This is a genomic window from Nocardia sp. CDC160 (assembly GCF_035818795.1).
Taxonomy (GTDB): Bacteria; Actinomycetota; Actinomycetes; order Mycobacteriales; family Mycobacteriaceae; genus Nocardia.
This window is the reverse complement of record NZ_JAYKYT010000002.1, coordinates 816092-841684: the sequence shown is the minus strand read 5'-3', so window position 1 is coordinate 841684 and position 25593 is coordinate 816092. Positions and strand designations below refer to the sequence as shown.

Annotated in this window: 25 protein-coding genes; 15 read left to right on the top strand and 10 right to left on the bottom strand. The window is 68.5% G+C overall.

Going from position 1 to position 25593, the window contains the following annotated elements; translation table 11 throughout:
- Positions 1–28 precede the first annotated feature (28 nt).
- The 3 genes from VMT40_RS11360 to VMT40_RS11350 all read left to right on the top strand — a co-directional run bounded on the left by VMT40_RS11360 (position 29) and on the right by VMT40_RS11350 (position 2451).
- Positions 29–658, top strand: a complete 630-nt coding sequence (locus tag VMT40_RS11360) for a VOC family protein (protein WP_326357934.1) — start codon at positions 29–31, stop codon at positions 656–658.
- Positions 659–838: 180 nt separating this feature from the next.
- Entirely contained in the window at positions 839–1822 is a 984-nt protein-coding gene (locus VMT40_RS11355) for a hypothetical protein (RefSeq protein ID WP_326357933.1), read from the top strand.
- Positions 1819–2451 (top strand): class F sortase, encoded by a 633-nt coding sequence (locus tag VMT40_RS11350; RefSeq protein ID WP_326357932.1) that lies wholly within the window; start codon positions 1819–1821, stop codon positions 2449–2451. The genes VMT40_RS11355 and VMT40_RS11350 overlap by 4 nt, the downstream gene beginning before the upstream one ends.
- A gap of 1 nt (position 2452) precedes the next feature.
- Here VMT40_RS11350 and VMT40_RS11345 read toward each other — a convergent pair whose 3' ends face one another.
- Entirely contained in the window at positions 2453–3691 is a 1239-nt protein-coding gene (locus VMT40_RS11345) for an oxygenase MpaB family protein (RefSeq protein ID WP_326357931.1), read from the bottom strand.
- A gap of 330 nt (positions 3692–4021) precedes the next feature.
- Here VMT40_RS11345 and VMT40_RS11340 point away from each other — a divergent pair, with 330 nt between their 5' ends.
- The 4 genes from VMT40_RS11340 (at position 4022) to VMT40_RS11325 (ending at position 8036) form a co-directional block, all read left to right on the top strand.
- Positions 4022–5257 carry a cysteine desulfurase family protein gene (locus tag VMT40_RS11340; protein WP_326357930.1) on the top strand — a complete coding sequence of 412 codons (1236 nt, stop codon included), beginning with the start codon at positions 4022–4024 and terminating at the stop codon, positions 5255–5257.
- Positions 5258–6379: a tRNA 2-thiouridine(34) synthase MnmA gene (gene mnmA, locus VMT40_RS11335; protein ID WP_326357929.1), complete on the top strand. Its 1122-nt coding sequence runs from the start codon at positions 5258–5260 to the stop codon at positions 6377–6379.
- Positions 6376–6864 carry a hypothetical protein gene (locus VMT40_RS11330; protein WP_326357928.1) on the top strand — a complete coding sequence of 163 codons (489 nt, stop codon included), beginning with the start codon at positions 6376–6378 and terminating at the stop codon, positions 6862–6864. Before mnmA ends, VMT40_RS11330 begins: the two co-directional genes overlap by 4 nt.
- Positions 6865–6995: 131 nt before the next feature.
- Positions 6996–8036, top strand: coding sequence for a methionine synthase (locus VMT40_RS11325; RefSeq protein WP_326357927.1), 1041 nt, complete (start codon positions 6996–6998; stop codon positions 8034–8036).
- Positions 8037–8046: 10 nt separating this feature from the next.
- On the opposite strand, the gene VMT40_RS11320 is transcribed toward VMT40_RS11325, so the two are convergent.
- Complete coding sequence (locus tag VMT40_RS11320; RefSeq protein WP_326357926.1) at positions 8047–8604, bottom strand: TetR/AcrR family transcriptional regulator; 558 nt, start codon at positions 8602–8604, stop codon at positions 8047–8049.
- Between the two features lie 120 nt (positions 8605–8724).
- Between VMT40_RS11320 and VMT40_RS11315 the strand changes: the two genes are divergently transcribed.
- Positions 8725–9570 carry an SAM-dependent methyltransferase gene (locus VMT40_RS11315; protein ID WP_326357925.1) on the top strand — a complete coding sequence of 282 codons (846 nt, stop codon included), beginning with the start codon at positions 8725–8727 and terminating at the stop codon, positions 9568–9570.
- Positions 9571–9586: 16 nt separating this feature from the next.
- On the opposite strand, the gene VMT40_RS11310 is transcribed toward VMT40_RS11315, so the two are convergent.
- The 3 genes from VMT40_RS11310 to VMT40_RS11300 all read right to left on the bottom strand — a co-directional run bounded on the left by VMT40_RS11310 (position 9587) and on the right by VMT40_RS11300 (position 11849).
- Entirely contained in the window at positions 9587–9892 is a 306-nt protein-coding gene (locus tag VMT40_RS11310; protein WP_326358580.1) for a hypothetical protein, read from the bottom strand.
- Positions 9893–10054: 162 nt separating this feature from the next.
- Positions 10055–11296 carry an AAA family ATPase gene (locus VMT40_RS11305; protein ID WP_442789951.1) on the bottom strand — a complete coding sequence of 414 codons (1242 nt, stop codon included), beginning with the start codon at positions 11294–11296 and terminating at the stop codon, positions 10055–10057.
- 133 nt (positions 11297–11429) lie between these two features.
- Complete coding sequence (locus VMT40_RS11300) at positions 11430–11849, bottom strand: PPOX class F420-dependent oxidoreductase (protein ID WP_326357923.1); 420 nt, start codon at positions 11847–11849, stop codon at positions 11430–11432.
- Positions 11850–11981: 132 nt separating this feature from the next.
- Between VMT40_RS11300 and ligA the strand changes: the two genes are divergently transcribed.
- Both ligA and VMT40_RS11290 read left to right on the top strand, forming a co-directional pair.
- Positions 11982–14060: an NAD-dependent DNA ligase LigA gene (gene ligA, locus VMT40_RS11295; RefSeq protein ID WP_442789950.1), complete on the top strand. Its 2079-nt coding sequence runs from the start codon at positions 11982–11984 to the stop codon at positions 14058–14060.
- 44 nt (positions 14061–14104) lie between these two features.
- A complete protein-coding gene (locus VMT40_RS11290; protein ID WP_326357922.1) occupies positions 14105–14611 on the top strand; it encodes a GNAT family N-acetyltransferase in 507 nt (168 codons plus the stop codon).
- A gap of 137 nt (positions 14612–14748) precedes the next feature.
- On the opposite strand, the gene VMT40_RS11285 is transcribed toward VMT40_RS11290, so the two are convergent.
- The 3 genes from VMT40_RS11285 to VMT40_RS11275 all read right to left on the bottom strand — a co-directional run bounded on the left by VMT40_RS11285 (position 14749) and on the right by VMT40_RS11275 (position 16773).
- Positions 14749–15369: a hypothetical protein gene (locus VMT40_RS11285; RefSeq protein WP_326357921.1), complete on the bottom strand. Its 621-nt coding sequence runs from the start codon at positions 15367–15369 to the stop codon at positions 14749–14751.
- A 35-nt stretch (positions 15370–15404) separates the two neighbouring features.
- Positions 15405–15875, bottom strand: a complete 471-nt coding sequence (locus tag VMT40_RS11280; RefSeq protein ID WP_326357920.1) for a hypothetical protein — start codon at positions 15873–15875, stop codon at positions 15405–15407.
- Positions 15876–16122: 247 nt separating this feature from the next.
- Positions 16123–16773 carry an amino acid-binding protein gene (locus VMT40_RS11275; protein WP_326309047.1) on the bottom strand — a complete coding sequence of 217 codons (651 nt, stop codon included), beginning with the start codon at positions 16771–16773 and terminating at the stop codon, positions 16123–16125.
- A gap of 243 nt (positions 16774–17016) precedes the next feature.
- Here VMT40_RS11275 and gatC point away from each other — a divergent pair, with 243 nt between their 5' ends.
- The 3 genes from gatC to VMT40_RS11260 all read left to right on the top strand — a co-directional run bounded on the left by gatC (position 17017) and on the right by VMT40_RS11260 (position 20928).
- Entirely contained in the window at positions 17017–17316 is a 300-nt protein-coding gene (gene gatC / locus VMT40_RS11270) for an Asp-tRNA(Asn)/Glu-tRNA(Gln) amidotransferase subunit GatC (RefSeq protein WP_033087118.1), read from the top strand.
- Complete coding sequence (gatA, locus tag VMT40_RS11265; protein WP_326357919.1) at positions 17313–18782, top strand: Asp-tRNA(Asn)/Glu-tRNA(Gln) amidotransferase subunit GatA; 1470 nt, start codon at positions 17313–17315, stop codon at positions 18780–18782. The genes gatC and gatA overlap by 4 nt, the downstream gene beginning before the upstream one ends.
- Before the next feature lie 154 nt (positions 18783–18936).
- Positions 18937–20928 (top strand): ADP-ribosylglycohydrolase family protein, encoded by a 1992-nt coding sequence (locus VMT40_RS11260; RefSeq protein WP_326357918.1) that lies wholly within the window; start codon positions 18937–18939, stop codon positions 20926–20928.
- Here the strand turns inward: VMT40_RS11260 and VMT40_RS11255 are convergent.
- Positions 20889–22496: an alpha/beta-hydrolase family protein gene (locus tag VMT40_RS11255; RefSeq protein ID WP_326357917.1), complete on the bottom strand. Its 1608-nt coding sequence runs from the start codon at positions 22494–22496 to the stop codon at positions 20889–20891. The genes VMT40_RS11260 and VMT40_RS11255 overlap by 40 nt on opposite strands.
- Positions 22493–23275, bottom strand: coding sequence for a hypothetical protein (locus tag VMT40_RS11250; protein ID WP_326357916.1), 783 nt, complete (start codon positions 23273–23275; stop codon positions 22493–22495). The genes VMT40_RS11255 and VMT40_RS11250 overlap by 4 nt, the downstream gene beginning before the upstream one ends.
- A 325-nt stretch (positions 23276–23600) precedes the next feature.
- On the opposite strand from VMT40_RS11250, the gene VMT40_RS11245 reads away from it, so the two are divergent.
- On the top strand, positions 23601–24803 hold the full coding sequence (locus VMT40_RS11245) for a sensor histidine kinase (RefSeq protein ID WP_326357915.1): 1203 nt from the start codon (positions 23601–23603) through the stop codon (positions 24801–24803).
- Positions 24804–24912: 109 nt separating this feature from the next.
- Complete coding sequence (locus tag VMT40_RS11240; protein ID WP_326357914.1) at positions 24913–25572, top strand: response regulator transcription factor; 660 nt, start codon at positions 24913–24915, stop codon at positions 25570–25572.
- Positions 25573–25593 lie beyond the last annotated feature (21 nt).

The window sequence follows — 25593 nt, the reverse complement described above, 5'->3', positions numbered from 1 at the left end:
TGAGGGTGGCGGCCATAGCGTTGCGGACATGACTTCCATTGAAAACATCACTCTCGATGTCGCTGATGTGCAGGCCGCCGCCGAGTTCTACGCCACCGCCTTCGGGCTGGACGAGCGGCTGCGGCTGCGGGCCGCGCAGGAACCCAGCAGCGGGTTCCGCGGCTTCACCCTCTCGCTGACCGTGGCCCAGCCCGCCGATGTCGACGCCTATCTGGACGCGGCCGTCGCCGCCGGGGCGCGCACGCTCAAACCGGCGGCGAAGTCGATGTGGGGTTACGGCGGTGTCGTGCAGGCCCCCGACGGCGCGATCTGGAAGGCGGCGACCTCGACGAAGAAGAATTCCGGGCCGGGCGTCAAGCGGTTCGACTCGCTGGTGCTGTTGCTCGGGGTGGCGAATGTGGGTGCGAGCAAGCGCTTCTACGTCGAGCACGGGCTGACGGTCGCGAAGAGCTTCGGGCCCATGTATGTCGAGTTCGAAGGGGGCGGGAGCCCGGTGAAGCTGGGGCTGTACAAGCGGCGCGCCCTGGCCAAGGATGCGGGAGTGTCCTCGGACGGGGATGGTTCGCATCGTCTCGTCATTGGCGGCGACACCGAGGGTTTCACCGATCCGGACGGTTTCGCCTGGCAGGCCGCGTCGGTGCACAGCGGGTCGCATTGAGGAGCCGCGGGTCGCATTAGGGGATCGGGGCGTCCGCCATTAGGGAGTTGTGCAGTCGTCCGGTCTTGAAAGCTCCCGCATATGGCTAACTTTCAGAATGCGGGTCTTTTTGACGTAACACACCGACTGGTCCTTTCGACGGAAAGGCGACGAACCACATCTTCTGGAAGCGAATTCACAATGTCGGCAAGGACATTCACGGCGGCCGCCCTCGCCATGGCCGCCGTAGCCCTCTGCGCGTCGTCGGCCACCGCAGACCCCACCACGACCACGGCCCCCGCCCCCGGCGCCGGACTGGGCGTCGACGTGGGCATTGGTCCCGGGGGAGTCAAGGTGGGCATCGATGCCCAGGCCGGGGGCGGCGGCAATGCCTCGGTTTCCGCGCAACCGAGTCCCACCGTGACTCCGGCGAATCCGGGCGGTGGGGTGCAGGTCGGCGGTAATTCTCAGGTCGGCGGGAACGCCGGGGGTGGCGTTCAGGTCGGCGGTAATTCGCAGGCCGGTGGAAACGCTGGTGGGGGTGTGCAGGTCGGCGGTGACTCGCAGGCCGGTGGAAACGCTGGTGGGGGTGTGCAGGTCGGCGGTGACTCGCAGGCCGGTGGAAACGCTGGTGGGGGTGTGCAGATCGGCGGCAACTCGCAGGCCGGTGGAAATGCCGGTGGGGGTGTGCAGATCGGCGGCAACTCGCAGGCCGGTGGAAACGCTGGTGGGGGTGTGCAGGTCGGCGGCAACTCGCAGATCGGTGGCAATGCCGGGGGTGGCGTGCAGGTTGGCGGTGACTCGCAGGCCGGTGGAAACGCTGGTGGCGGTGTGCAGATCGGCGGCAACTCGCAGATCGGTGGCAATGCCGGTGGCGGTGTACAGATCGGCGGTGACTCGCAGGCAGGCGGGAATGCCGGGGGTGGCGTGCAGGTCGGCGGGAACACGAACATCGGTGGCGTGATTACGGGCGGTGCGCTCGGCGGCGTCGACCTGGCCGTGGCCGGTGCGGGCGCGGCCGGAGCGGATGTGGTGCAGGGCATGGCGATTCCGGTCGGCGCGACCACCGGCATTCCCGGCGGCACCGCGGTCACCGACCAGGTCCCGGCCGGAGGCTACGTAATCCCCAAGGGCGCACCGGAAACCGGCGCGGGCGGCATGGCGAACGCGGTGAGGACCCAGTGAGCGCTTCGAACACCAAGGGGACGGCGCGGATTCGCAGGACGCTGTTCGGTGCCCTGACCGCCGTCATGGCGGTCACCGCGCCCCTGCTCGCGGGCTGCTCTTCGTCCAGCACACCCGTGGCGTCCACGACTAGCGCGGCGGTGCCCAGCGCCACGGTGAAGACGGCCGCGTCGATCAGCCGCTCCACTCCGACATCGTTCAATATCTCCTCGATCAACACCTCCGGATCACTGATCGCGGTGGGCCTCAATGCCGATGGCTCGGTCCAGGTCCCCGCCGACTACAAGCAGGCCGGTTGGTACCAGATGGGCCCCGCCCCCGGCGAACAGGGCTCGGCGGTCATCCTCGGCCACGTCGACTCCTACAAGGGTGAGGGAATCTTCTTCTCCCTCAAGAAGACCAAGCCCGGCGACATGATCGACGTCACCCGCGCCGACGGCAAGGTGGCCCACTTCAAGGTCACCGACGTCCGCATGTACCTCAAATCCCAATTCCCCGACCAACTCGTCTTCGGCCCCCGCGGCGGCGCCACCCTCCAGGTCGTCACCTGCGGCGGCAACTTCGACCAGACCGCCAAGAGCTACGAATCCAACGTCGTCGTCTTCTCCTCCCTCGACTCGGTGACCTAGCTCAGTTGGGCGCGGACGCGGGGTCGGAGCTGCCGGTGTCGGAGCTGCCCGTCGGTATCTCGCACCAGAAGGATGCTTTCGGCGGTGGGGGAGGTGCGGTCGCGGGGCCGTGCATGCCGGTGGGGAGTTGCAGTTCCTGGCTGCGCCAGTCGTTGGCGTACTCGGTGAAGATGTTCAGTGCGAATCCGAACAGCTGTTGATGCAATACCTGTAATGGCTCGAACGCGGCCAGGGCCTGTTGGGCCGGGCCGAAGACCAGCGGTGCACCGGTGCTCAGCAGCCATTCCCACACCGGTGATTTCGGAATCGCGAGCATGTCGGCTTCTCCCGGATCCAGCAGTATTCGGGAGAAGCCCATGGCGAAATTGCAGGCATCGGGGAACAGCAGCTTTCGGCCGTATTCGCGGGTCATCATGGCACTGAAATAGGTGCCCTCCGGCGATGGCTGCTGGTAATGCTGCTGGACATCGGCGATCACCTGACGCGCCTGGTCGGCGTTCGTCGGCAGGTATTCCTTCTTGATGCCCAGCATGTAGCCGAACAGGCGGCCCGCCTCATTGACATCGTCGGCCTCGGCCTTGGTGACCTTGACCCCCAGCTTCGCCATCTTGTCCACGGTCCAACTGGTCAGCAGCAACAGCTCTTCGAGCTCCAGGCGCTGGCTGATCGGCCAATGATCGCGCTCGTTGGACCAGGCGCCCGCGGCGAGAATGCTGTGCCGCGCCGCCGCGTGCACCAGGCGCAGCTTCACCGTGACCGGGAGGAACGCGCCCTTGGGGTCCAGATTGCCGTCGTCCAACGCCGTCCAGGTGGCACCCAGGGTGCGGGCCAACCGCATGCCCGGATCATTGACCAGATCGAAGTTCGCTTGATACACCGCCCGGGCCAGCAGCGGATCGGCCAGCGATTCGAACAGTTCGCCGAAGCCGACAATCGAATACATGACCACCGCGTTGTCGGTCACGAATTTGAAGCCGCGCCGCGCGGCATCCAGATCGATCCAATCCGGAATTGTCTTGTGCTGCGCCACCCAGTTCCGCAGTTGTTTTGGAGCGTTTCCCGGCAGCTCCTGATCATTCCGTTTCCAACCCTTCAGTGCCGCATTGACGGCGTCGACCTGATTGCTCGCGAACATACTGTCGACAAATTCGTCAGCCTCCCGATCCCCCTCATCGGCGGCCTGTGGACCGGGCAGCACCCACCCCGCCCGTGACGGGTCGTCCGGGCGAGCCTCGGACACCGGCACCAATCCACATGCCAGAACAACAGCGATCAGGACAGTTGTCGCAATTCGCATAAAACGGAAGCCTGGCACAGAGGTTCCGCGAACAGACTGCGACACGCGACCGAGGAGACGGCGCTCGCGAACCCGCGGCGCATGACGCGCGTCACAGGCGAACTGGGGTGGGTGGGTGTTCGTAATACTCACGGGGGTGCGTGGCGTGGTCGGCGTTGCCGCTGGGAGCGGAGGCGGATGGTGGCTAGGCGAGGGCGGGAGTGTTGGGGTGGACGGCTGGTGCGGGGATGGCGGGAATATCGTCGCGACGGTGGCGGCTATCCTTGGACGGTCATGAAGTCGGCTTTCCCGGGTCCGGTCGGTGCCCAGACGGTCTACCTCGATCACGCGGCCACTACACCTATGTTCCCGGTCGCGGTCGAGGCGATGTGTGCTGCGCTGGGGACCACGGGGAACGCGTCGTCGCTGCACGGGTCGGGGCGGGTCGCGCGGCGGCTGCTCGAGGAGGCGCGGGAGTCGATCGCGGAGGGGCTGGGGGCGCGGCCCTCGGAGGTGATCTTCACCTCGGGCGGGACCGAGAGCGACAATCTGGCCGTCAAGGGGATCTATTGGGCTCGCCGTGACGCCGATCCGAAGCGGACCCAGATTCTGGTGAGCGCGGTCGAGCATCACGCGGTGCTGGACACCGTGGAATGGCTCGAGCAGCACGAGGGTGCGCGGATCACGTGGCTGGAGTGCGACGCCGAGGGTGTCGTCTCGCCGCGGACGCTGCGTGAGGCCCTGGCGCTGTACGCCGACGAAACCGCGCTGGTGAGCGTCATGTGGGCCAACAACGAGGTCGGGACGATTCAGCCGATCGAGGAATTGGCCGCGGTGGCACAGGAATTCGAGGTGCCCATGCACTCCGATGCCGTGCAGGCCGCCGCGCAGCTGCCCATCGACTTCGCCCGGAGTGGTTTGGCCGCGGCCTCTTTCGCGGGCCACAAGGTCGGCGGACCGCACGGGGCCGGGGTGCTGCTGCTGGGTCGGCAGGTGCCCGCGGTGCCGCTGCTGCACGGCGGCGGGCACGAGCGCGATATTCGCTCGGGCACCTCGGACGTGCCCGCGGCGGCCGGACTGGCGGCCGCGCTGCGCGAGACCGTGGCCGGAATGGCCGTGCGCGCACTGGAATTGGAGCGGCTGCGGGATCGGCTCATCGACGGCGTGCGCGCCCTCGTACCCGACGCGGTGCTCAATGGCCCGGACCCGAGCCGCGGTGGCGGCGAGCGCCGCATGCCGGGCAACGCCCATTTCACGTTCCCCGGTTGCGAGGGCGATTCGCTGCTCATGCTGCTCGACGCCGCCGGGATCGAATGCTCGACCGGATCCGCGTGCAATGCCGGTGTGGCCGGACCCTCCCATGTGCTGCTGGCCATGGGCGTGGAACCGGCGCTGGCGCGCGGATCACTGCGATTCTCATTGGGACACAATTCGACCGACGCCGATATCGATGCCCTGCTGGCCGCGCTGCCGCAGGTGGTGGAGCGGGCGAAGGCGGCCGGACTGGCCGGAGCGAAGGGAGGCTTCTAGATGCGAGTACTTGCCGCGATGAGTGGTGGCGTGGATTCCGCGGTGGCGGCCGCCCGCGCCGTGGACGCCGGACACGAGGTGGTCGGCGTGCACCTGGCGCTGTCGGCGAACCCGGGCACGCTGCGCACCGGGTCGCGGGGCTGCTGCTCCAAGGAGGATTCCGGCGATGCCCGCCGGGCCGCCGACGTGCTCGGAATCCCGTTCTACGTCTGGGATTTCGCCGACCGGTTCAAGGAGGACGTGATCGACGACTTCGTCGCCGCGTACGCCGCCGGTGAGACACCCAACCCGTGCCTGCGCTGCAACGAGAAGATCAAGTTCTCGGCGCTGGCCGACCGCGCGGTGGCGCTGGGCTTCGACGCCGTGGTCACCGGGCACTACGCGCGCCTCGAGGACGGCGTGCTGCGCCGGGCCGTGGACGCGGACAAGGACCAGTCCTACGTGCTGGCCGTGCTGACCGCCGAACAGCTCTCGCGCGCCATGTTCCCGGTCGGTGACACCCCCAAGCCGCAGATTCGCGCGGAGGCCGCCGAACGCGGGCTGGCGGTGGCCAACAAGCCCGACAGCCACGACATCTGCTTCATCCCGTCCGGCGACACCCAGGCGTTCCTGGGCGCGAAGATCGGCATCCGCCCGGGCGCGGTGCTGGATGCCGACGGCACCAAGCTCGCCGATCACGATGGCGTGCACGGGTTCACGATCGGTCAGCGCAAGGGCCTGGGCCTGCCGGGTCCGGCCGCGGACGGCAAGCCGCGCTACGTGACCGATATCGATCCGGACTCCGGGATCGTGCGCGTGGGTTCGGCCAAGGACCTCGAGGTGTGGACGGTGCTGGCCGAGCGCGCCATCTGGACTTCGGGCAAAACCCCTTCCGGCCCCATCGAATGCATCGCCCAGGTGCGCGCGCACGGCGGCACCGCGCCCGCGGTGGCCGAGGCGGTCGACGGTGGTCTGGTGGTCCGGCTGCGTGAGCCGCTGACCGGTGTGGCGCGCGGCCAGGCCGTGGTGCTCTACCGCCCCGACGAGGCGGGCGACGAGGTGCTGGGCAGCGGCACGATTTCCGGCACCGAACGCGAATTACATTCGTACGCAAGCGAACTGGTCTCGGATAGCGCCCGGTGAGCGACCGTCGTTCGCGCAGCGTCGCGAAGTCATATGTGGCACAAGAGGTTCGGCCGATCCTGCGCGCTCGCGTCGTCTGGCGTGCGGGCATGCCGCAACCGATGAGCCTGCGCCCGCGCCGCGCTCCCGGCAAGGCCGCCCTCGCCCGGCGCAATGCCGCCAATCGGGCCGCCGAGCACACCGAGCCCGCGCGGACCGACACCGGCGAATTCCGGCCCGGCGAACCGCAACCCGCTCCGGAACGTCCGACCGACGCCGGTCCCGCCGAGGCTCGGACCGGTGACACGCCGATCCGTGCGCGCGCGGGAGTCGTCGTCCGCGTCGCGCCCTATGCCGAGCGCGGCCGCGTCGCCTCCGGTGCGGGCGCACCCGCCGACGGACCCGAGCGCGCGGGCAAGACCTGGGATTGGTTCGTCAACGCGACGGCCTGGGACTGGTACACGAACTCGAGCGGCAAGACCGATCGCGGCGATGCCGAGGAATGACGCCGCCCGGCGGCGGAACGGACGACCCTCCCGTCATCCCGGCATGCTCTTGGCCGGGATCCATAGGTGGGCGGTGGATTCCGGCCAAGAGCGCGCCGGATTGGCGGGGCGAATGATTCGGAGTGGCTTGCATGGCTGACGATGTGAACCCGGTGCTGCGCGGCGGGATCGCGACCGGGGTGGGGTCGTGGCCGGGGACCGATGCGCGGGAGGCCGCGGCGACCGTGGTGGGGGAGCTGGGGCAGCTGCCGCATCTGGTCGAGCTGCCCGCGCGGGGCGTAGGCGCGGATATGGTCGGGCGGGTGTCCGGGTTGCTGGTCGATATGCAATTCGACAGCACCACGCGCGGGTACCGGCTGGCGGCGCGGCCGGGTGCGGTGGCGCGGCGGGCGCACGATCTGCTGCGTGGTGATCTCGATGCGCTCGAAGAGGCCTGGGAGACTGGCGGTTTCGCTGGATCCGAGCATCCGGTCAAAGTGCAGGTGGCCGGGCCGCTGTCGGTGGCGGCGGAGGTGGAGTTGCCGGGTGGGCATCGGATTCTGACGGATTCCGGTGCGCTGCGCGATCTTTCGGAATCGCTGGCCGAGGGCGTGCGCAATCATGTGGCCGAGGTGGGCAAGCGGCTGGGTGCGCGGGTCGTCCTGCAGGTCGACGAACCGGATCTGACCGCGGTGCTGAACGGCACCTTGAAGGGTGTGAGCGTGCTGAACACCGTGCGTGCCATGCCCGAACCCGAGGCCCTGCACGTGCTGGACACAGTGGTCGGCAGCCAGTCGGCGCCGGTGATCGTGCACACCTGCGCCGATCGGCCCGCGCTGGGCTTCCTGCGCCGGAGCGCGGCGGCCGCCGTCGGCTTCGACGTGGCCGCCATCGGCACCTCCGACCTCGACAGCATCGGCGAATTGCTCGACGGCGGAAAACATCTGGTGCTGGGTCTGGTGCCAACCACCGCGCCCGCCACCCCCGCCACCTGGCGCGAGATCGCCGAGCCCGGTGTCCGCCTGATCGATCGGCTCGGCTTCCCGCGCCGCCTGCTCGCCGAGCAGATCCTGGTCTCCCCGGCCTGCGGTCTGGCCGGGGCCCCGCTGAGCTGGGCACGCAAGGCCCTGAGCCTGGCCGCCGAGACGGCCCGCGCCTATGCGGAGGACCCGGAGTCGCTCACCTTCGAATGATCGTGCCCGGCTAGGGCATTCGTCGCAGAATGTCCATGGCGATGGCGACCGACGCGTCATTGCTCTCCTCATCGGAGAGTTCCAGATCGCCCATCATCGACAGGCTCCAGCTGATCGCCAGGAGCGCCTGGCGGGCGTGGAACACCGTGATCGGTTCGCGGCTCGGGGAGGCCATGAGGTCGGCCAGCACTCGGAACTGGTAGCGCAGGCTGGTGCCGAAGCCGAGATCGCGGAACGCGGGCTGGTTTTCATGCCAGAAGCGAATCATGTCCTTGCCGAGGCTGTGCAGCAGCGCCCCGTAGCGGCGGACGATCTCCTCGGCGCGCTCGCGCCCCGGCGGCGTGGCCTCGGCCCATTGCACGATCTCGTCGATGCCGCCGCGCAGATCCTCCGACAGACTGGCGACAATGTCTTCCTTGGTTCGGAAGTGGTAGTACAGCGCGGCTTTCGTGACACCCAGACGTTCGGCGATCTCGCGCAGCGAGGTCTTCTCGTATCCGCGCTCGGAGAACAGCTCCATGGCGACCGACCGGATTCGTTCCCGCGTATCGCTGCGTCGCCTGTCCATCGAGTCCTTCCATTGCCTTTCGAGGTCACTACCTTGACGCCCGGCAAGTAGGAGCCTACCGTCGACCCCACCGGCAGATACCTAGCCGGGCGGCAAGTTAATTTGCGTGGGGAGCATTCCATGGCCGAAACAGTGAAAGTGCCGGTCGACGGCGTCGCCGTGACCGCGATCGGGGTGGCCGTCATCAGGGCTCGGGAAAGCCAGCGGGAGGATCGGCTCTACGACGACCCGCAGGCGAAGGAGTTCGTCGCGGCCGCGCGGGCCGGTTTCGCCCCGGAGCGATGGGCGCGCATGGAGGCGCTCGCCGACCAGTTCTACGAGGGCCGGACCATTGGCGTGCGCCTGGTCGACGACCGATTCCGACAGGCGATCGCGGCGGGCTGCCGCCAAATCGTGCTGCTCGGGGCCGGTTTGGACACGCGCGCCTATCGCATGGATCTACCCGAAGATATCCACGTCTTCGAGATCGACCTACCCGAACTCTTCGATTTCAAGGAGCCAGTCCTGGCCGCGGCCGGGGCTGCCCCGACCTGTCACCGCCACGTCGTCGTCGCGGACCTGCGTGAGGATTGGCGAAAAGCCTTGCTGGCCAGCGGTTTCCAGCCGAGCGTGCCGACCTACTGGGTCGACGAGGGGTCGCTCGGCTACCTGAACCAGGACTGGAATCAGCGGGTCGTGCGCACCCTCACCGAATTGTCCGCTCCGGGAAGCCATTTCGGCGCGGGCCGAATGGTCGTCGATCCCGACGCGCCCCAGTATCGAGAGCTGCGGACCTTCGTCGCCGGGCACTCTGCGCCCACACCGATTCCGGCCGAACGCCCCGATGATTTCGACGTCGAGCGCTGGCTCGACGAGATCGGCTGGGACACCGAATTCCACAGCTGGAACGACCTGACCGCCCACCTGCCCCGCCCGGCGGGGACCCTCGATCCTCGCATCGGCACTATCGCCGCGGTCCGTCGCTAGCTTCCGAACCGAAAGGTCAGTAGCCCTGGCCCTTCGGCCGCTTCGAGCCGAAGTAGGGGCGGACGCCCGGATGGTCGAGCTGCCACTTGTCGGGCTTGCCGGAGGGATACATGACGGGGATCTGGTCGCCGATGGCGGGCCATTGGAAGGTGTCCCAGGCGAAGCGGCCGTAGACCTCGTGGGCCACGACCGAGGGGCCGGAGATGCTGCCGCTGATGGTCACGTACTGCTCGCCGGGTGCGTCGGGGCGGGGGCTCACGCCGGTCACATAGAGGGTTCCGGACTCCAGCCCCACGGGCGAGGCGTTCCCGAAGGCGCCCATCGGGCTGCCGGGGCGGGCGCGGAAGCCGCCGCCGTTGCCGCGGCGGTAGTACACCAGCGCGGCGGCCAGGGCGGTGCCGATCAGCAGGACGAACATCAGCTGCGTGAGCATGACCTCCATGCTAGGCGGGGTGGTGGCCAAGCACGGTTGGGCGGCTCCGGCCTACTGGGCGGTGAGTTCGGAGACGCCTTCGTGGCGGCGTAGCTGCCAGACCGTCGTGCGCTTGCTCTGCGACCGTCCGTTGCCCCGGTCGATCAGGGTCCGGTTGGCGGTGGTGAACACCAGTTGCGCGCCCTGGGTATTGGTTTCGGGGTTCTGGAACAGCTGGATCAGGCTGTCGGCGGTCTCCGGGGTCAGCGCCGCGTCGATATCGTCGACCGCCAGCACGCCGCCGGTGTCGAGGGCGTCGAGCATGGGCGGGAGCAGGCGCAGCATGGCCAGGGTGGCGCTGGACTCGTCGGTGATGTCGAAGGCGGTCTCGATGCCCTCGTGGGTGAGGCCCAGCCCGACGCCGCGGCGCGCCACCATGCGCGAGTACAGCGCGTCGCGGGCGGCGTAGAGGTTGGCCAGTTCGCGCTGCAGCAGGGTGACGGTGATGCCGTGTTCGAGGAACATCTCCTCGGCGTAGTTGGCCGAGGTGGTGCAGGACTCGATTTCCTTTGTGGTGGCGGCGATATCGGTGTCCAGGTCGCGCAGGTAGTCGGCGTACATGGGGTCGTCCGACGGCAGCAGCAGATCGGTGATGCCGAGGTCGGCGGCGCGCAGCAGCGTCAGCAGGCGTACCGCGTGGTCGGTGGAGCGGGAGATGTGCGCGCCCACCCGGTGCGCGATGTCCGACGTATCCGGTTGCCCGCACTGCACTTCCAGCAGCGACTGGAACCAGCGGTAGGCGGGCACCAGCGGTTCGGCGTACAGCTGCCCGGACAGGCTGAGCAGCAAGGCATTCGGCCGCACCAGCGGCACCACCGCCCCCAAACCGTACCGAGCGGCCTCGAACATGGGGCCGATGCGAATATCGTCCCCGGCGCGCTCGAACACCACGCGCTTGCGATTGTGCGGATGCGAGTGCAGCCACTCGGCGGCCACGTCGGCATTGTCGAGCCGGAAGCCGTAGGTGTACGGGCAGCCCTCGGCAATGAAGTTCGCGACGAATTCCGAAGGGCGGTCCGCGAATCCGAGATGCGGTGTGCGCACCGGCCCGGAGTACGGGTCCCATCCGGTGACCGAGTTCAAGACCGCGTCGCGCATCTTCTCGAGCGCGTCGATGAGCCCGGTCTTGCCGGTGGCGGCCGCGCCGTACACGGCCGTGACCGGTGTGGCGACCGGCCCGCTACCTCTGGTCAGCCGCAGTTCCTGCGGTTCGGCGAGCGACCGATGGTTCGTCACCTGAAAACTACGCAACACCTTGGACATCCTGCCGGTAGCGGGTCGGAAATGCGACTCACCTTATTCGGACATGACGGCGGGGTTGCGAGGTGGTGGCCGAATGCCGCTGTGCGCCAGCGGGACAGCGGGGCGTCAGCGGGTCAGCCGAGTCTCAGCGGAGGGCGCCGTAGGCGCGGGTGGGGGTGAAGCGGACGACGGCGCGGCGGTCGGCGACCATGGCGCGGCGGTAGTCGTCCCAGTCGGGGTGTTCGCCGCTGAGGGCGCGGTAGTAGGTGATGAGTTCCTCGACGGTGGCGTCGTGCGGGTCGGCGGCGACGGGGGAGAGTTCGGTGTCGCCCTCGAGGACGGCGTAGGACCAGAAGTCCTTGCTGGTCACGTGGAGGGCGGCCCAGGGCACGCGGCGCAGATTGTGGTACTTGGCACGGTCGGCGGTGATCGAGATGCGGATGAGGCCGTCCTCGCCGACCCAATGCGTGACATTGGACAGCTGCGGACGGGTATCGCGTCGAATGGTGGTGAGCACCGAACCCTGGTGGGAGCGCGCGAAATCGAGAGCCTTGGCGAGGTCCATACGTGGTGGAACCCGGGTGATCGCGGGGCTGTTCCCGCGAGCCGGAAATCACCGCCCTGCCCGTGGGTAACACGGCGCGACGTGCGGGAATGTTGATCAACGGTGTCGGTGGGGAGCGATAGAGTGCCTGATGTGAGCGAATCTGGGTTGGAGATCACCGCGGCGAGCGGGGACGAGCGGGTCGAGTGGCAGCGGCTGGCCGAGGAGGTCCGCGACCACCAGTTCCGCTACTACGTGCGGGACGCGCCGATCATTACCGATGGCGAGTTCGACGCGCTGTTCAATCGGCTGGTCGCGCTCGAGGAGGCGCACCCGGATCTACGCACCCCGGATTCCCCGACCCAGGTGGTCGGCGGCGGCTTCACCACCGAGTTCGCGCCGGTGGATCACCTGGAGCGGATGTACTCGCTGGACAACGTCTTCAACGAGGACGAGATGCGGCAGTGGATCGCCAAGGTGGAGGCCGACACCGGGGCCGACATCCACTATGTGTGCGAGGTGAAGATCGACGGTGTCGCACTCAACCTGGTGTACGAGGACGGCAAACTGGTCCGCGGCGCGACCCGCGGCGACGGCCGCACCGGTGAGGACGTCACGCTCAACGCGCGCACCATCGAGGACATCCCGCACGAGCTGACCCACAGCGACGACTTCCCGGTGCCCAAGCTGCTGGAGGTGCGCGGCGAGGCGTTCATGACGCTGGCCGATTTCGAATCGCTCAATGCCGCCATCGTCGCGGAAGGCAAACCGCCGTATGCGAATCCGCGCAATACCGCGGCCGGGTCGCTACGGCAGAAGGATCCGGCGGTGACGGCGCGGCGGCGGCTGCGCATGATCTGCCACGGATTCGGTCGGCTGGAGGGGTTCTCGCCGGAATCGCAGTACGAGGCGTATCGGGCGCTGGCCGCGTGGGGGCTGCCGGTATCGGCGCACACGGTGCGGGTCCAGGGCGCGGACGCGGTGGTCGAGCGCATCAAGTACTGGGGCGAGCACCGCCACGATATCGAGCACGAGATCGACGGCCAGGTCATCAAGGTCGACGAGTTCAGCCTGCAGCGCCGCCTGGGGGCGACCTCGCGCGCACCGCGCTGGGCCATCGCCTACAAGTACCCGCCGGAGGAGGCCACCACCAAGCTGCTCGACATTCAGGTGAATGTCGGTCGCACGGGCCGGGTTACGCCGTTCGCGGTCATGCGACCTGTCACGGTGGCGGGTTCCACCGTGGCCATGGCGACGCTGCACAATGCCTCGGAGGTGCAGCGCAAGGGCGTGCTCATTGGCGACACCGTCACCATTCGCAAGGCCGGTGATGTGATTCCCGAGGTGCTCGGCCCGGTGGTCGACGCGCGGGACGGGTCCGAGCGCGCCTTCGTCATGCCGACGCACTGCCCGGAATGCGGGACGGAATTGGCCCCGGCCAAGGAGGGCGACGCCGATATTCGCTGCCCGAACCAGCAGTACTGCCCGGCGCAGTTGCGGGAGCGGGTGTTCCACGTGGCCGGGCGCGGCGCGTTCGATATCGAGGCGCTGGGGTACGAGGCCGCCATCGACCTGCTGAAGTCGGGCGCGATCGCCGATGAGGGCGATCTGTTCTCGCTCGATGAGGACAAGCTGCTCACCACTACGCTGTTCACCAATAAGAACGGCACCCTGTCCGCGAATGGCAAACGGCTGCTGGAGAATTTGGAGACCGCCAAGGATCGACCGCTCTGGCGAGTACTGGTCGGCTTGTCCATTCGCCACTGCGGTCCCACCGCCGCCCGCGCGCTGGCAACGGCCTTCGGCAGCATGGATCGCATACGCGAGGCCTCGGCCGAGGAACTGGCCGCCACCGACGGCGTCGGCCCGACCATCGCCGCCGCGGTGACCGAATGGTTCACCGTGCCTTGGCATCTCGACATTGTCGACAAGTGGGCGGCCGCCGGGGTTCGCATGCAGGACGAGCGCGACGAGTCCATCGAACGCAACCTCGAGGGCCTGTCCATCGTGGTGACCGGTTCCTTGCAGAACTTCACCCGCGACGGTGCGAAGGAGGCCATCCTCGTCCGCGGCGGCAAGGCCGCCGGATCCGTCTCGAAGAAAACGGCTTTCGTCGTGATCGGCGATTCCCCCGGCTCCAAAGCCGACAAGGCAGAGGAACTCGGCGTCCCGATCCTCGACGAGGAAGGCTTCGTCAAACTCCTCGAGGGCGGCCCCGAAGCCGTCTCGTAAATCCGTGGCGTGGTGTGTGTTTGCGAAGTGAGGATGGAGTTGTGATGGGTGCGGATGAGCGTGGTGGTGTGGTGATTCGGGATGCCGAGGTTGGGGACTTCGCGGCGGTGGGGGAGTTGACCGTGGAGGTGTATGTGGGGGAGGGGCATGTGAATCCGCAAAGTCCTTATGTCGCAGAGCTTGCGGACACGGCCACTCGGGCCGAATCGGCCGAGATTTTGGTGGCGGTGCGGGGGGATGAGGTGCTTGGCTCGCTCACCATGGCCCGGCCGGGCACGCCCTACGCGGATATTGCGCGGGACGGTGAGTTCGAATTCCGCATGCTCGCGGTGTCCAAGCGGGCGCGGGGGCTCGGTATTGGTACTGCCCTCCTCGAGAAGGTCATCGATACCGCCCGGGTGGAGGGCTTCGAAGCGGTCGTCCTCACGACCATGCCCACCATGCAGGACGCCCGGCGCATGTACGACCGCCTCGGCTTCGTCCATGTCCCCGGACGGGATTGGCGCACCATGGCTGGACTGCCGTTGACCGTCATGCGCCTGGCCCTCTGACAATTCGCCGGATTGCGGCGGACCGGCTCGGCCCTGAGGGCCGAGCCAGCCAACCTCGCGGGCCCGCGAATCCGGTGCGGGCAATGGTCGTGGGGCTCGGTGAACCGAAAGGGTGACGGAGGTGCTCGTCTGTCGTCCTAGGTGAGGACGCCGTCGATGCAGAGGGCGGTGGTGCGCCAGGTCGGGGCGGGTGGCGGGCCGTGGAAGGTCCACTCCGAGATGGGGTGGGCGGCCTTCCATATCAGCTTGCCGCTGGAGACTCGGACGACCTGGTAGACGTCGTCGGTGCCGGGGATCAGTTGGTTGCCGACGCAGTAGTCGGTGTAGCTGGTGCCGGGTTGCCTTGCGCCGGAGCTGAATTGGCCGACGGGGCTGGCGATCGCGCCGGGGGTCGGCACGGTATCCGGCTGGTTGGTCGGCGCGGTCGCGAACCAGTGCGGCATGGCGGCTTCGGTGCCGCATCGGAAACTCGTGCCGCCCGCTGCGACAGTGGCGTCCTGCGCGTAAGTCTTTCCCGCCCAGAGACATCCATTGCTCACCCGCGCCCGCCGGTCCTCCAGTTCCGCCGCATCCGCGCTCGCGGCGACGGGCAGTCCGCCGACGGCCAGCGCGGCAATCGCGATCGGTGCGGCGGCGATTCGGCCGAGGCGGCGACCACCGCGGGTCGCTCGGGCTAGTTGCGCAACAGTCGGTCGACCGTGTCCGCATGTGGCTTCGAATTGGTCGAATCTCGTGGATTTGGTTGGTGTGGTGGGCATTTGGGCTCCCTGGGGTGTGCCTGGTCGCGGTGAGCTCAGCAGTAGGTGGCGAGGGGGCGGCAGACGGTGTAGGACTTGCCGTCTTCGCTCCAGGAGGGGGACCAGGTGGAGGGACTGCCCGCGCGGGCCTTCAGGGGTTGCGGGGCCGGTTCCGCGGGGGTGCTCGGTGGGCGCGGATGTTGGTTCTGCAGAACGGGATTCATGTCCGAGTGGTAGTAGCCGAAGGGGTCGTTGGCGTGTACGCCGGTGGGGTCGTCGCCGTGGGTGATGATGCCGGTGCCGGAGCGGCCGGTGGGTGCGCCGTTGCCGGTGGCGGTGTCGCCGGTGAGGCCGCAGCCGGAGAGTGTCCCTGACGGGCTGGACGCGGTGGACGAATCGGTGCCGCGCGACAGGGATTCCGCGGCGGCGGGCCCGGCGGCGAGGACGGTGGCGGCCGCGCCCGCGAGTGGGGCGAGCGCCAGACTCAGTCGTCGGATGGTCGGGCGTGATCGATGGGCTTGCGGCATGGCTTCATTGCCTCTCTGCTTGCCGGTTCAGGTCACGTCGGTGACTTGCCTACTGAGTGCAACCGTAGTTGTTCTACGTAGTTGAATAGTAGGTAAAGCCTGTGAATCTACTGAGTGAGACCGTAGATGGCGGGGCGGGCGGCGAAGCAGCGCTCCGACGGGGTCACGGCCATGGCCCGGCCGCGGACGCGACAACGCCCCTGCCGAAATTCCGACAGGGGCGTGAAGTGTTGTGGGGCAGTGCTATTCAGCCCAGCACGGTGGCAATGATCCCGGCCAGATACCCGAGCCGCGCGACCTCCGACGGCCGGAAATCCGGCCCGCCCGGTCGGCCCAGCAGCAGCACCTTGCCGCTATTGCCCAGCGGCGCGGCCGCCAGCTTGGTGTCCATGTCCTTCCATAGCTGCGGCACCCAGTCACCCTCGCCGTCGAGCACGGCGGGCTTCTCCAAGGGCATCCACGGCGCGGAACCCGCCTGCGTCGAGGGCGCGCTCTGCGAACCCACCACCCGGTAGGCACCCTGCGGACCCATGTCGATGACGGTCGACCAACCCACCCGCAGCACCCGGGGCGCACCGTCGACCAGCACCTGCAGCCGATCGTCGCGCGCATTGGCGACTTGATCGATCAGCTCGAGCTCTCGGTGCGTATCCAGAATTCCGGAATACGGCCGCAGCGAATCGACCTGCACATCGTGCAGTGATTCGGCCGCGGTGATGAGGGTGTCGGGCAGCGCGCCCGCGGGCACCTCCACCACAATGTCGTCGATCGCGAAGCCGTCGCCGCGCTCCACGACATCCAGCGAGAGAATGTCCGCGCCGACGGAACCCAATGCGAGGGCGAGAGATCCGAGACTTCCCGGGCGATCCGGAAGTTGCACGCGAAGCAGGTATGACACGTGCCTTCCTTTCTTTCCTTTGCCACCGAAACTTTCGGACGGGTACCCGAGTCCCGCAATACTTACACCCTCGAGAGCTGGTTATCGAATCGAAGGTTCGATGTGAGGCGGGCCACTTACCCATCGGTTACACATTGATGTTGCCAGGTCTCGCGCACACCTGCGACCGGTGGCCGGAACAGACCCACTAGGCTGTGGGATGGCCAATCACCAAGCTCGAACCATGCCGAAAGGGGTCCCGCGGTGCCCGCCATCTCCAGGGACGAGGTCGCTCACCTCGCCCGGCTGTCCCGGCTCGCTTTGACGGACGACGAACTCGATCTGTACGCCGGTCAGCTGGATTCCATCCTGACCCACGTCGCACAGATCTCGCAGGTCGCCGCCGCCGACGTGCCCGCCACCGCATCCCCGAATCCGGAGACCAATGTCACCCGCCCGGACGTGGAGCAGCCCTGCCTGACCCCGGAGCAGGCGCTCGCCATGGCTCCGGCGGTCGAGGAGCAGCGGTTCATGGTTCCGCAGATTCTGGGAGAGGGCGAATGACAGACCTGACCAAACTGTCCGCGGCCGATCTCGCGGACAAGATCCACTCGCGCGAGGTGTCCGCGGTCGAGGTGACCGAGGCGCACATTCGGCGCATCGCGGAAGTCGACGGGGAGATCAACGCCTTCCTGCACGTGGCCGGGGAGCAGGCGCTCGTCACCGCCGCCGAGATCGACCGGCAGGTCGCGGGCGGCACCGTCGCCTCGCCGCTGGCCGGTGTTCCCTTGGCGCTCAAGGACGTTTTCACCACCACCGACATGCCGACCACCTGCGGGTCGAAGATGCTCGAGGGCTGGGTGTCGCCCTATGACGCGACGCTGACCACCAAGCTGCGCGCCGCGGGCATCCCGATTCTCGGCAAGACGAACATGGACGAGTTCGCCATGGGTTCCTCGACCGAGAACTCCGCGTACGGTCCGACGCGCAATCCCTGGGATACCGACCGGATTCCGGGTGGTTCGGGTGGTGGCTCGGCCGCCGCGCTCGCCTCCTACCAGGCTCCGCTGGCCATCGGCACCGACACCGGCGGCTCGATCCGTCAGCCCGCCGCGGTCACCGCGACCGTCGGCACCAAGCCGACCTACGGCACCGTGTCCCGCTACGGCCTGGTCGCCTGCGCCTCCTCGCTGGATCAGGGTGGCCCGTGCGGCCGCACCGTGTTGGACACCGCGCTGCTGCACGAGGTCATCGCGGGCTACGACCCGAAGGACTCGACCTCCCGCAATGTACCGGTGCCGCCGGTGGTCGCCGCGGCCCGCGAGGGTGCCAAGGGTGATCTGAAGGGCGTGAAAGTCGGTGTGGTGAAGGAACTTCACTCCGACTCCTACCAGCCCGGCGTCATCTCCTCCTTCGATGCCGCGGTCGCGCAGCTGAAGGATCTGGGCGCGGAGGTGATCGAGGTGTCGTGTCCGCACTTCGAGTACGCGCTGCCCGCCTACTACCTGATCCTGCCGTCCGAGGTGTCCTCGAACCTGGCGCGCTTCGACGCCATGCGCTACGGCCTGCGCGTCGGCGACGACGGCACGCACTCCGCCGAGCAGGTCATGTCCATGACCCGTGAGGCCGGGCTGGGTCCGGAGGTCAAGCGCCGCATCATGATCGGCACCTACGCGCTCTCGGCCGGTTACTACGACGCCTACTACGGCCAGGCCAACAAGGTCCGCACCCTGATCGCGCAGGACTTCGACAAGGCCTACGAGACCGTCGACGTGCTGGTCTCGCCGACCAGCCCGTTCACCCCGTGGAAGCTGGGCGAGAAGGTCAACGACCCGCTGGCCATGTACCTGTCCGACCTGTGCACCCTGCCCACCAACCTGGCCGGGCACTGCGCCATGTCGGTCCCGTCCGGCCTGAGCGCCGACGACGGCATGCCGGTCGGTCTGCAGATCATGGCCCCGGCCCTGGCCGACGACCGCCTGTACCGCGTCGGCGCGGCCTACGAGGCGGCCCGCGGCCCGATCGCCTGATCGAGCGCTTCCCGCAAGCGAATTCGGCCCCCGCCGGTGCATCCGGTGGGGGCCGACCCGTCACCCCGCTCGGCGATTCGGCAATGCCTGCGGCGTGTCGGTCCAGACCGGTAGGCTGGCTCTGGTCCGGCATGTGTGAAGGGTTCTGCAGGGGATGTTGCGACGCGGCGAGGTCTTCGCTGGCTACGTGATCGAGCGCGAAGTGGGCCGTGGGGGAATGGGATCGGTGTACGCTGCTCGCCACCCGCGCCTGCCCCGGCTGATCGCGCTCAAACTGCTGCACCGGGAGCTGTTCGGGGAGAACGAGACCCGCAAGCGGTTCGAGCGGGAAGCCGATGTGGTCGCCCAGCTCGACCACCCCAACATCATTACCGTCTACGACCGCGGCGATGAGGACGAGCAGCTGTGGATCGCCATGCAGTACGTGGACGGCGTGGATTGCGCGACCATCGATCCGTATGACCTGACACCGGACCGGGCGGTCGCGATTGTGGTGCAGACCGCGGCCGCACTGGATTACGCGCACGAGCGCGGCGTGCTGCATCGGGATGTGAAGCCCGCCAATATCCTGCTGTCGCGCTCGGGCGGGATCGGGACCGGATTCACCGAGCGGGCGCTGTTGAGCGACTTCGGGATCGCGCGGGTGCTCGACGACACCGCGCATCTGACCCGCACCGGCACGCTGAACGCCACCCTCGCCTATGCCTCGCCCGAGCAGTTGACCTCCGCGCCCATGGGGCCGCGCTCGGATCAATACTCGTTGGCCTGCACGCTGTTTCGGCTGCTCACCGGGCGCGGGCCGTTCGACGCGCCGAATATCGCGACCGTCATGCTCGGGCACCTGCAGTCGCCGCCGCCGGATGTCAGCTACTACCGGCCCGAGCTGCCGCGGGAATTGAATGCCGTGCTGCACAAGGCGTTGGCGAAGGATCCGCGGGATCGCTACGAGACCTGTTTCGAATTCGCGCAGACCGCGTGGGAGACCGTGGCCGAACCGGTGTCGCTGGTGCGGCGGCCGCGCACGACCGCGGCGGCCTGGGTGCCGCGTGAGGAGACGGTGCTCGGCTGTCTGTTCGGCGGGGCGGTCGGTGATGCGCTGGGCGCGCCGATCGAGACCATGCTGCTGCCGAACATCCAGCAGCGCTACGGGGTTGCGGGGGTCACGGGGGAGGGGAGCGGCTTCAAGGGGCGGATCTCCGATGAGACGCAGTTGGCGCTGTTCACCATGGAGGCGCTCATCCGGGGCGCGCGGACCCGGGAGCCGGGAACCACGGCCACGGTGGGCTTGATTCAGGAGAACCTGCTGGTGTGGCTGCGCGGTCAGGGGCAGGGGGCATTGCCGGAGCAGCCGGTGCCCTTGCAGAGCGGGTTGACCGGGTATCCGGAACTGATGACCAATCGCGGGCCGACGCAGACCACGATCTCGGCCATGCGACGGGTGGCGGCGCGACAGCGGCCCGAGGTTCCACTGGGCACGCGGGAGCATCCGATCAACGACTCCAAGGGGTGTGCGGCGGTGGTGCGGTCCGCGCCGTGCGGGCTCATGCCGTCGATGGACTACGCGTTCGAATTGGCCTGTGACGCGGCGGCGCTCACCCACGGCAATCCCGGTGGCTGGTTGCCCGCGGGGACGCTGGCGGCGACGGTCTTCGGGCTGTGCCGGGGGCTGGATGTGCGGGCGGCGCTGGAACAGGCTCGGGCGCAGCTGGTTCGGCACCGCGATCACGAGGAGACTGCGCAGGCGCTGGACGCGGCCGTGCGGCTGGCGGACACGGTGGCGTTTCGGGGACGGCCGATGCCGGTGCCCGGGGTGCTGGAGCGGCTCGGGTCCGGGGTCATCGGGTCCGAGGCGCTGGCGCTGGGTGTGTGCGCGGCGGTGTGCGCCGAGAATGTCGGTGGCACACCGGAACAGATCTTCCGCAACGGGGTGCTGCTGTCGGTCAATCACTCCGGTGACAGCGATTCGACCGGCGCGATCTGCGGTGCGCTGCTCGGCACGCGGCTCGGCGTGAACGCCATTCCGCAGACGTGGCGCGCCCGGCTCGACGCGGCGGCCGCCATCGAACGGCTGGCCGCCGACTTCGGTCGGGAATTCCGCGCGGCGGCTCAGCAGCCCGGCAGTACCGTGCCCTGGTCGGTGCCGTAGCGGTGACCGTGGCCGGGCGGGGCATCGAGTGCGCCCAGTAGGTCCGCGGTGGTCTGTAGGAAGCTGATCACCGGAATCCACGGGGGGACAGGGGCGTCCGGGCGGGTGCCGGTGAGATCGGGTGCGCGCCAGAGCAGCGACGGCGACCACCGGACCACCGGATCGGAGGCGTTCGCGAGGATCGCCGCGCGGCCGTGGTGGACATCGCCCGCCGGTGGCCCCGCCCAGAGCGCGCCGCAGGTGCGGCTGTCCTCGTCGGCGTCATCGGTGAAGACCGAGCTGCCGCCGAGCGCACCGAGGCTCTGCCCGTAGATGTAGAGCTTCGGCGGGTCCGGCAGGGTCGAAATCCGTTGCTCCACGGCGCGGAACAGCGCGCGCGCCGATTCCTCGGCGGCATGGCGGCCGAAGACGAAGGTGACCCAGCTCGGCGCGTCCGAATATTGCAGACCCACCAGGGCCACATCCCCGCCGAAGCGCGCATCCAGACCCTTCGCGGCGTCACTGTCGATCCAGCCCGATCCGGTGGGGACCGCCACCACCAGATTCCGTCGCTGGAATCCGCCGGTTCGCTCCAACTCCCGAATGGCCAGCGCCACCCGGGCATCCAGATCGGGCGCGGAATTCAAGCCGACATAAACTCGGACCGCCCGGCCCGGCGTCCCGGCCACGAACTTCCGGCCCTGGGCACCCAAGGACGGCCAACTCGCCATCGACACCGGACTTCCCGACCGGGTCGGCGAATCCGGCTGCACCAACGCCGGATCCACGTACGAGTTGGCCGCGGCGTAGGCACGCTGGCGCCACTCCACCACCGACGGCACGATCACCAGCTGCCCGGCCACGAGCAGGGCGACCCCGGCGGCCAGACTGCGCACCCGCCCCAATCTCCGTACCACCCAGCGCACTCCGCGTGCCAGACCAACGCACACGCCGACCAGCGGCACGGTCCACAGCAGCCATTCGGCCCAGTACCGCGGACCTATCCCGCCGACGCCCATGGCGGTCCGCAATTCGTTCTGCCAGTGCTCGGCGTATCCCATCGCGGCACCGACGAGCAGTATCGAGACGACCAACGCCGCCATCCGACCGTACGGCACGCGCGCGACCCCGAACCGACTCCAGCGCAACACCATTCGAACGACCGCGGCAAGACCCAATGCGATCAACACCACGAGCGCGGTCAGAATCCCCTGCGCCGACGGCGTCCGCGGCAACAACCCGGGCGCGAGCGACACGATCACCCCTCCCGCCACGGCAATGCTGGTCCCGGCGCGGGGCAGGCGAAACCGCACCCGTCCGAGCTGGATTCGCGGCCTACGCAGGCCCCGATGCGCGCTCGCCGAATTCGCGGTATCGAGCTTCGTTTCCGCCGCGCCGCTGGAGCCCGTGCACTCGGAGTCGGTCGCGCGGCGCGTGGCGGTCGTGGCATCCGTCGTGGCGTGATCGACGGCTTCCCGCCGTCCGGTGTTATCGAGATCGGAAGTGGTGCGGTGAGATTCGGGCCTCAATGCGGCGGCCTTGGCCATACCGTCTGGGCGTAGGCGGGGTAGGCCGGTCGTCTGGGTCATAGCTTCACAGCCACGGGGCGCGGGGTGGAGTACGCCGGGGCGGGGGATGCTGTTCGCCCGGTGCGGGTTCGGCGTACGAGAACGGTTGTCGCGACGGTCAATCCGACGGCGAGGCCGATGGCAGACAGGGTGAGGGTGGCCGGGGAAGGCGTGGAGCCGGTCGATTCGAAGAATGGTTCGTAGATCGGATCGCCGTAGTCCTGGCGTATGGAGTTCAGGTCCACGGCCGTGGCGGCGATGCTCGCCATGACCTGGCATTGGGCGCGGGAGACCGGGTTCTCGCGGGCGTCGCAGGCGGCGTGCATACGGCGCTCGAGGGCGGCGTCCACGGTTTGCCGGGCCCAAGGTCCGAGCGGCTGGCCGTGGGCGGCGGCGTAGCGCAGCAGGTCGTAGCCGAGGTCGTGGGATTTGCAGGCCAGGTCGAACTCGGCGGGGAGTGGGACGGGGGAGGAGCAATTCCCGTTGGGGTTGAGCAGCATCCCGGCCTCGACCACCGGGCGATAACCGGCGGTGGTGGCGAAGTCCTCGGGGATCGTGGCCGGATCCGGCTGCGCGGCAACAGATTCCAGAATTCCGTTGCGTGCCGCGCCATTCTCCGGGACCGTCGGACCGGTGATCGCCGCGCCCGCGGCGGGAGCGAACGCAACGCCGGCCGAGCAGGCCACCGTCGCGGCGGCCGCGAGCACTCCAATGCGGCGCAGTCCGTTCCACCGCGCGCCGCGACCCGCTCGCGGGTGGCCGTCGACCGATTGCCCGAGCGGAGCCACGTCGGCTTTCACGTGTGGTTCGGGATGCCGGGTCGTCTGGGCGCGGTCGTCGCTCTGCTGACCGCCGACTCGGGGCAGTGCGGTGCCAGATCCGCCGCGTGGTCCAGATGAGTTGGGGGTGGACCGGGTGGAACGGGGCGAAATCCTGGTGGACGTCGGGTGCGCTCTCATGGGAACGACGGTAGGAATCGGGCTTCTACCTGGGCGTCGGTCTGTGGGGCGGTTCTGGGATGGGCGGGGCGGGGGAGAGGCGCGGCGGTGTCGTACCGGGGTAGGGGGTACTAGATCAATCGGGGGTATGAGGTGTTCGAGGCGCGCGTTCTCTACCGTCGAAGGCATGGTCGGAAAGTTGTCTGGGCAGGCCCGTGCGCTGCGGGCGCGACAGTGGGTCGACGCGTTCACGGTGTTGCTCGCGATCATCTTCATCGCGGTGGCGTGGCCGACGTTGCATCTCACCCACAAGGTGCCCGCGGCGGCCGCGCCGTTCATCGCGGGTTTCGCGGCGTTCCCGATTCTCCTACTACGCGTGAATCCGCTGCTGGGATGGGCGGTTTCGGCCGGGTCGGCGCTGCTGATCGCGCTGGCGGTGCCGCATCAGCCGGGGAACACCATCCCCTTCCAGGTGATCCATATCCTGGCATTGTTCGCGCTGGTCTTCGCCGTGGCGGTGCGCGCCCCCATCCGCATGGTGGCCGTGGTGTGGGTCTCCACGTCACTGTTGTTCGCGACCACCATGGCGCAGACCGGGGACAGCTTCGCCGAATCCGGCTTCGGATGGCCGCTGGCCATTACCGGCCTGGTGGTGTTCGGCCTGCTCATTCGGTGGGTTGCGGTCTCGCGGCAGGCCCTGCTGAAGTCGGAGGAGGAGACCGAGCTGGAGCGGGCGCGCCGCGCAATCCTCGAGGAGAAGGCCCGCATTGCCCGCGACCTGCACGATGTGGTGGCCCACCACATGTCCATGGTGGTCGTCCAGGCGCAGACCGCGCCCTATCGGATCAGCGGCCTATCCCCGGACGCGCGCGCCGAATTCGAGTCCATCGGCACAGGGGCCCGCGCGGCACTCAATGAGATCCGCGGCATGCTCGGCGTGCTGCGCAGCGACGGCCAACTGCCCGAACACGCGCCGCAGCCCTCCGCCGCCGACGTGCCGGAGCTGCTGGAGGGCGCGCTGCGCGCGGGCGTACCGATCACCTGGACCGTGGACGGCCAACTGGACACGGTGCCGGAGACGACGGGCCTCGCGCTGTACCGAATCGTCCAGGAGTCCTTGGCGAATGCCTCGCGGCACGCGCCGGGGGCCGCGGTCCGCGTGCGCATCACGTGCGGAACCGATCTCATCCTCGCGGTGACCAATGACCGCGCGGTCGCGGCGCGACCCGGCGACCACTCGGGCACCTCCGGCAGCGGCATCGCCGGAATGCAAACCCGCGCGGCCGCCGTCGGCGGCGTACTCACCGCCGAACCGCGCCCGGACGGCGGGTTCGAGGTCCAAGCCCGCCTACCCCTGGCAATGCTGATCCCGGTGACCTCGGCTCACTGACTCGTACCGAGTGGAAAGTCACTGGCCCGCGCCTGGGTGCGAAGTTGCTGTCGCGGAGGCCGGTCCGGACGTGACATGGCAAACTCGGGTGCGTGCGTGAGGTGGGACTGTGGGGATAACGGTGTTGATCGCCGACGACCAGGCGATGGTGCGGGCGGGGTTCGGGGCGTTGTTGGCCGCGCAGCCCGATATCAGCGTGGTCGGGGACGCGGCGGACGGGAAAGCCGCTGTGGCCGAGGCGAAACGGCTGCGCCCGGATGTGGTGCTGATGGATGTCCGCATGCCGGAGATGAACGGGCTCGACGCGGCCCGCGCGATTCTGTCGGCCGGGTTCGAGCCGCCGGTGCGGGTGCTCATGCTCACCACCTTCGATATCGACGACTACGTGTACGAGGCGCTCGGCATCGGGGCCAGCGGATTCCTGCTCAAGGACGCGCCCGCCGAGGAACTGGTGCGCGCGGTCCGGGTGGTGGCCGCCGGTGACGCGCTGCTCGCGCCCACGGTGACACGCCGCCTCATCGCCGATGTGACCCGCCGCCGGGCCCGCCGCACACCCGCGCCGCAGTTGGAGGTGCTCACCCCGCGCGAGCGTGAGGTGCTGGAGTTGGTGGCGCGCGGCATGTCCAATGCCGAGATCGCCGAAAGTCTTTTTGTCGCCGAACAAACGGTGAAGACGCACGTGTCGAAGGTTTTCACCAAGTTGAACCTGCGCGATCGCGCGCAGGCGGTGGTGCTCGCCTACGAATCCGGACTGGTGACCCCCGGCTGACCTGCCAGAATGGCATTTTGG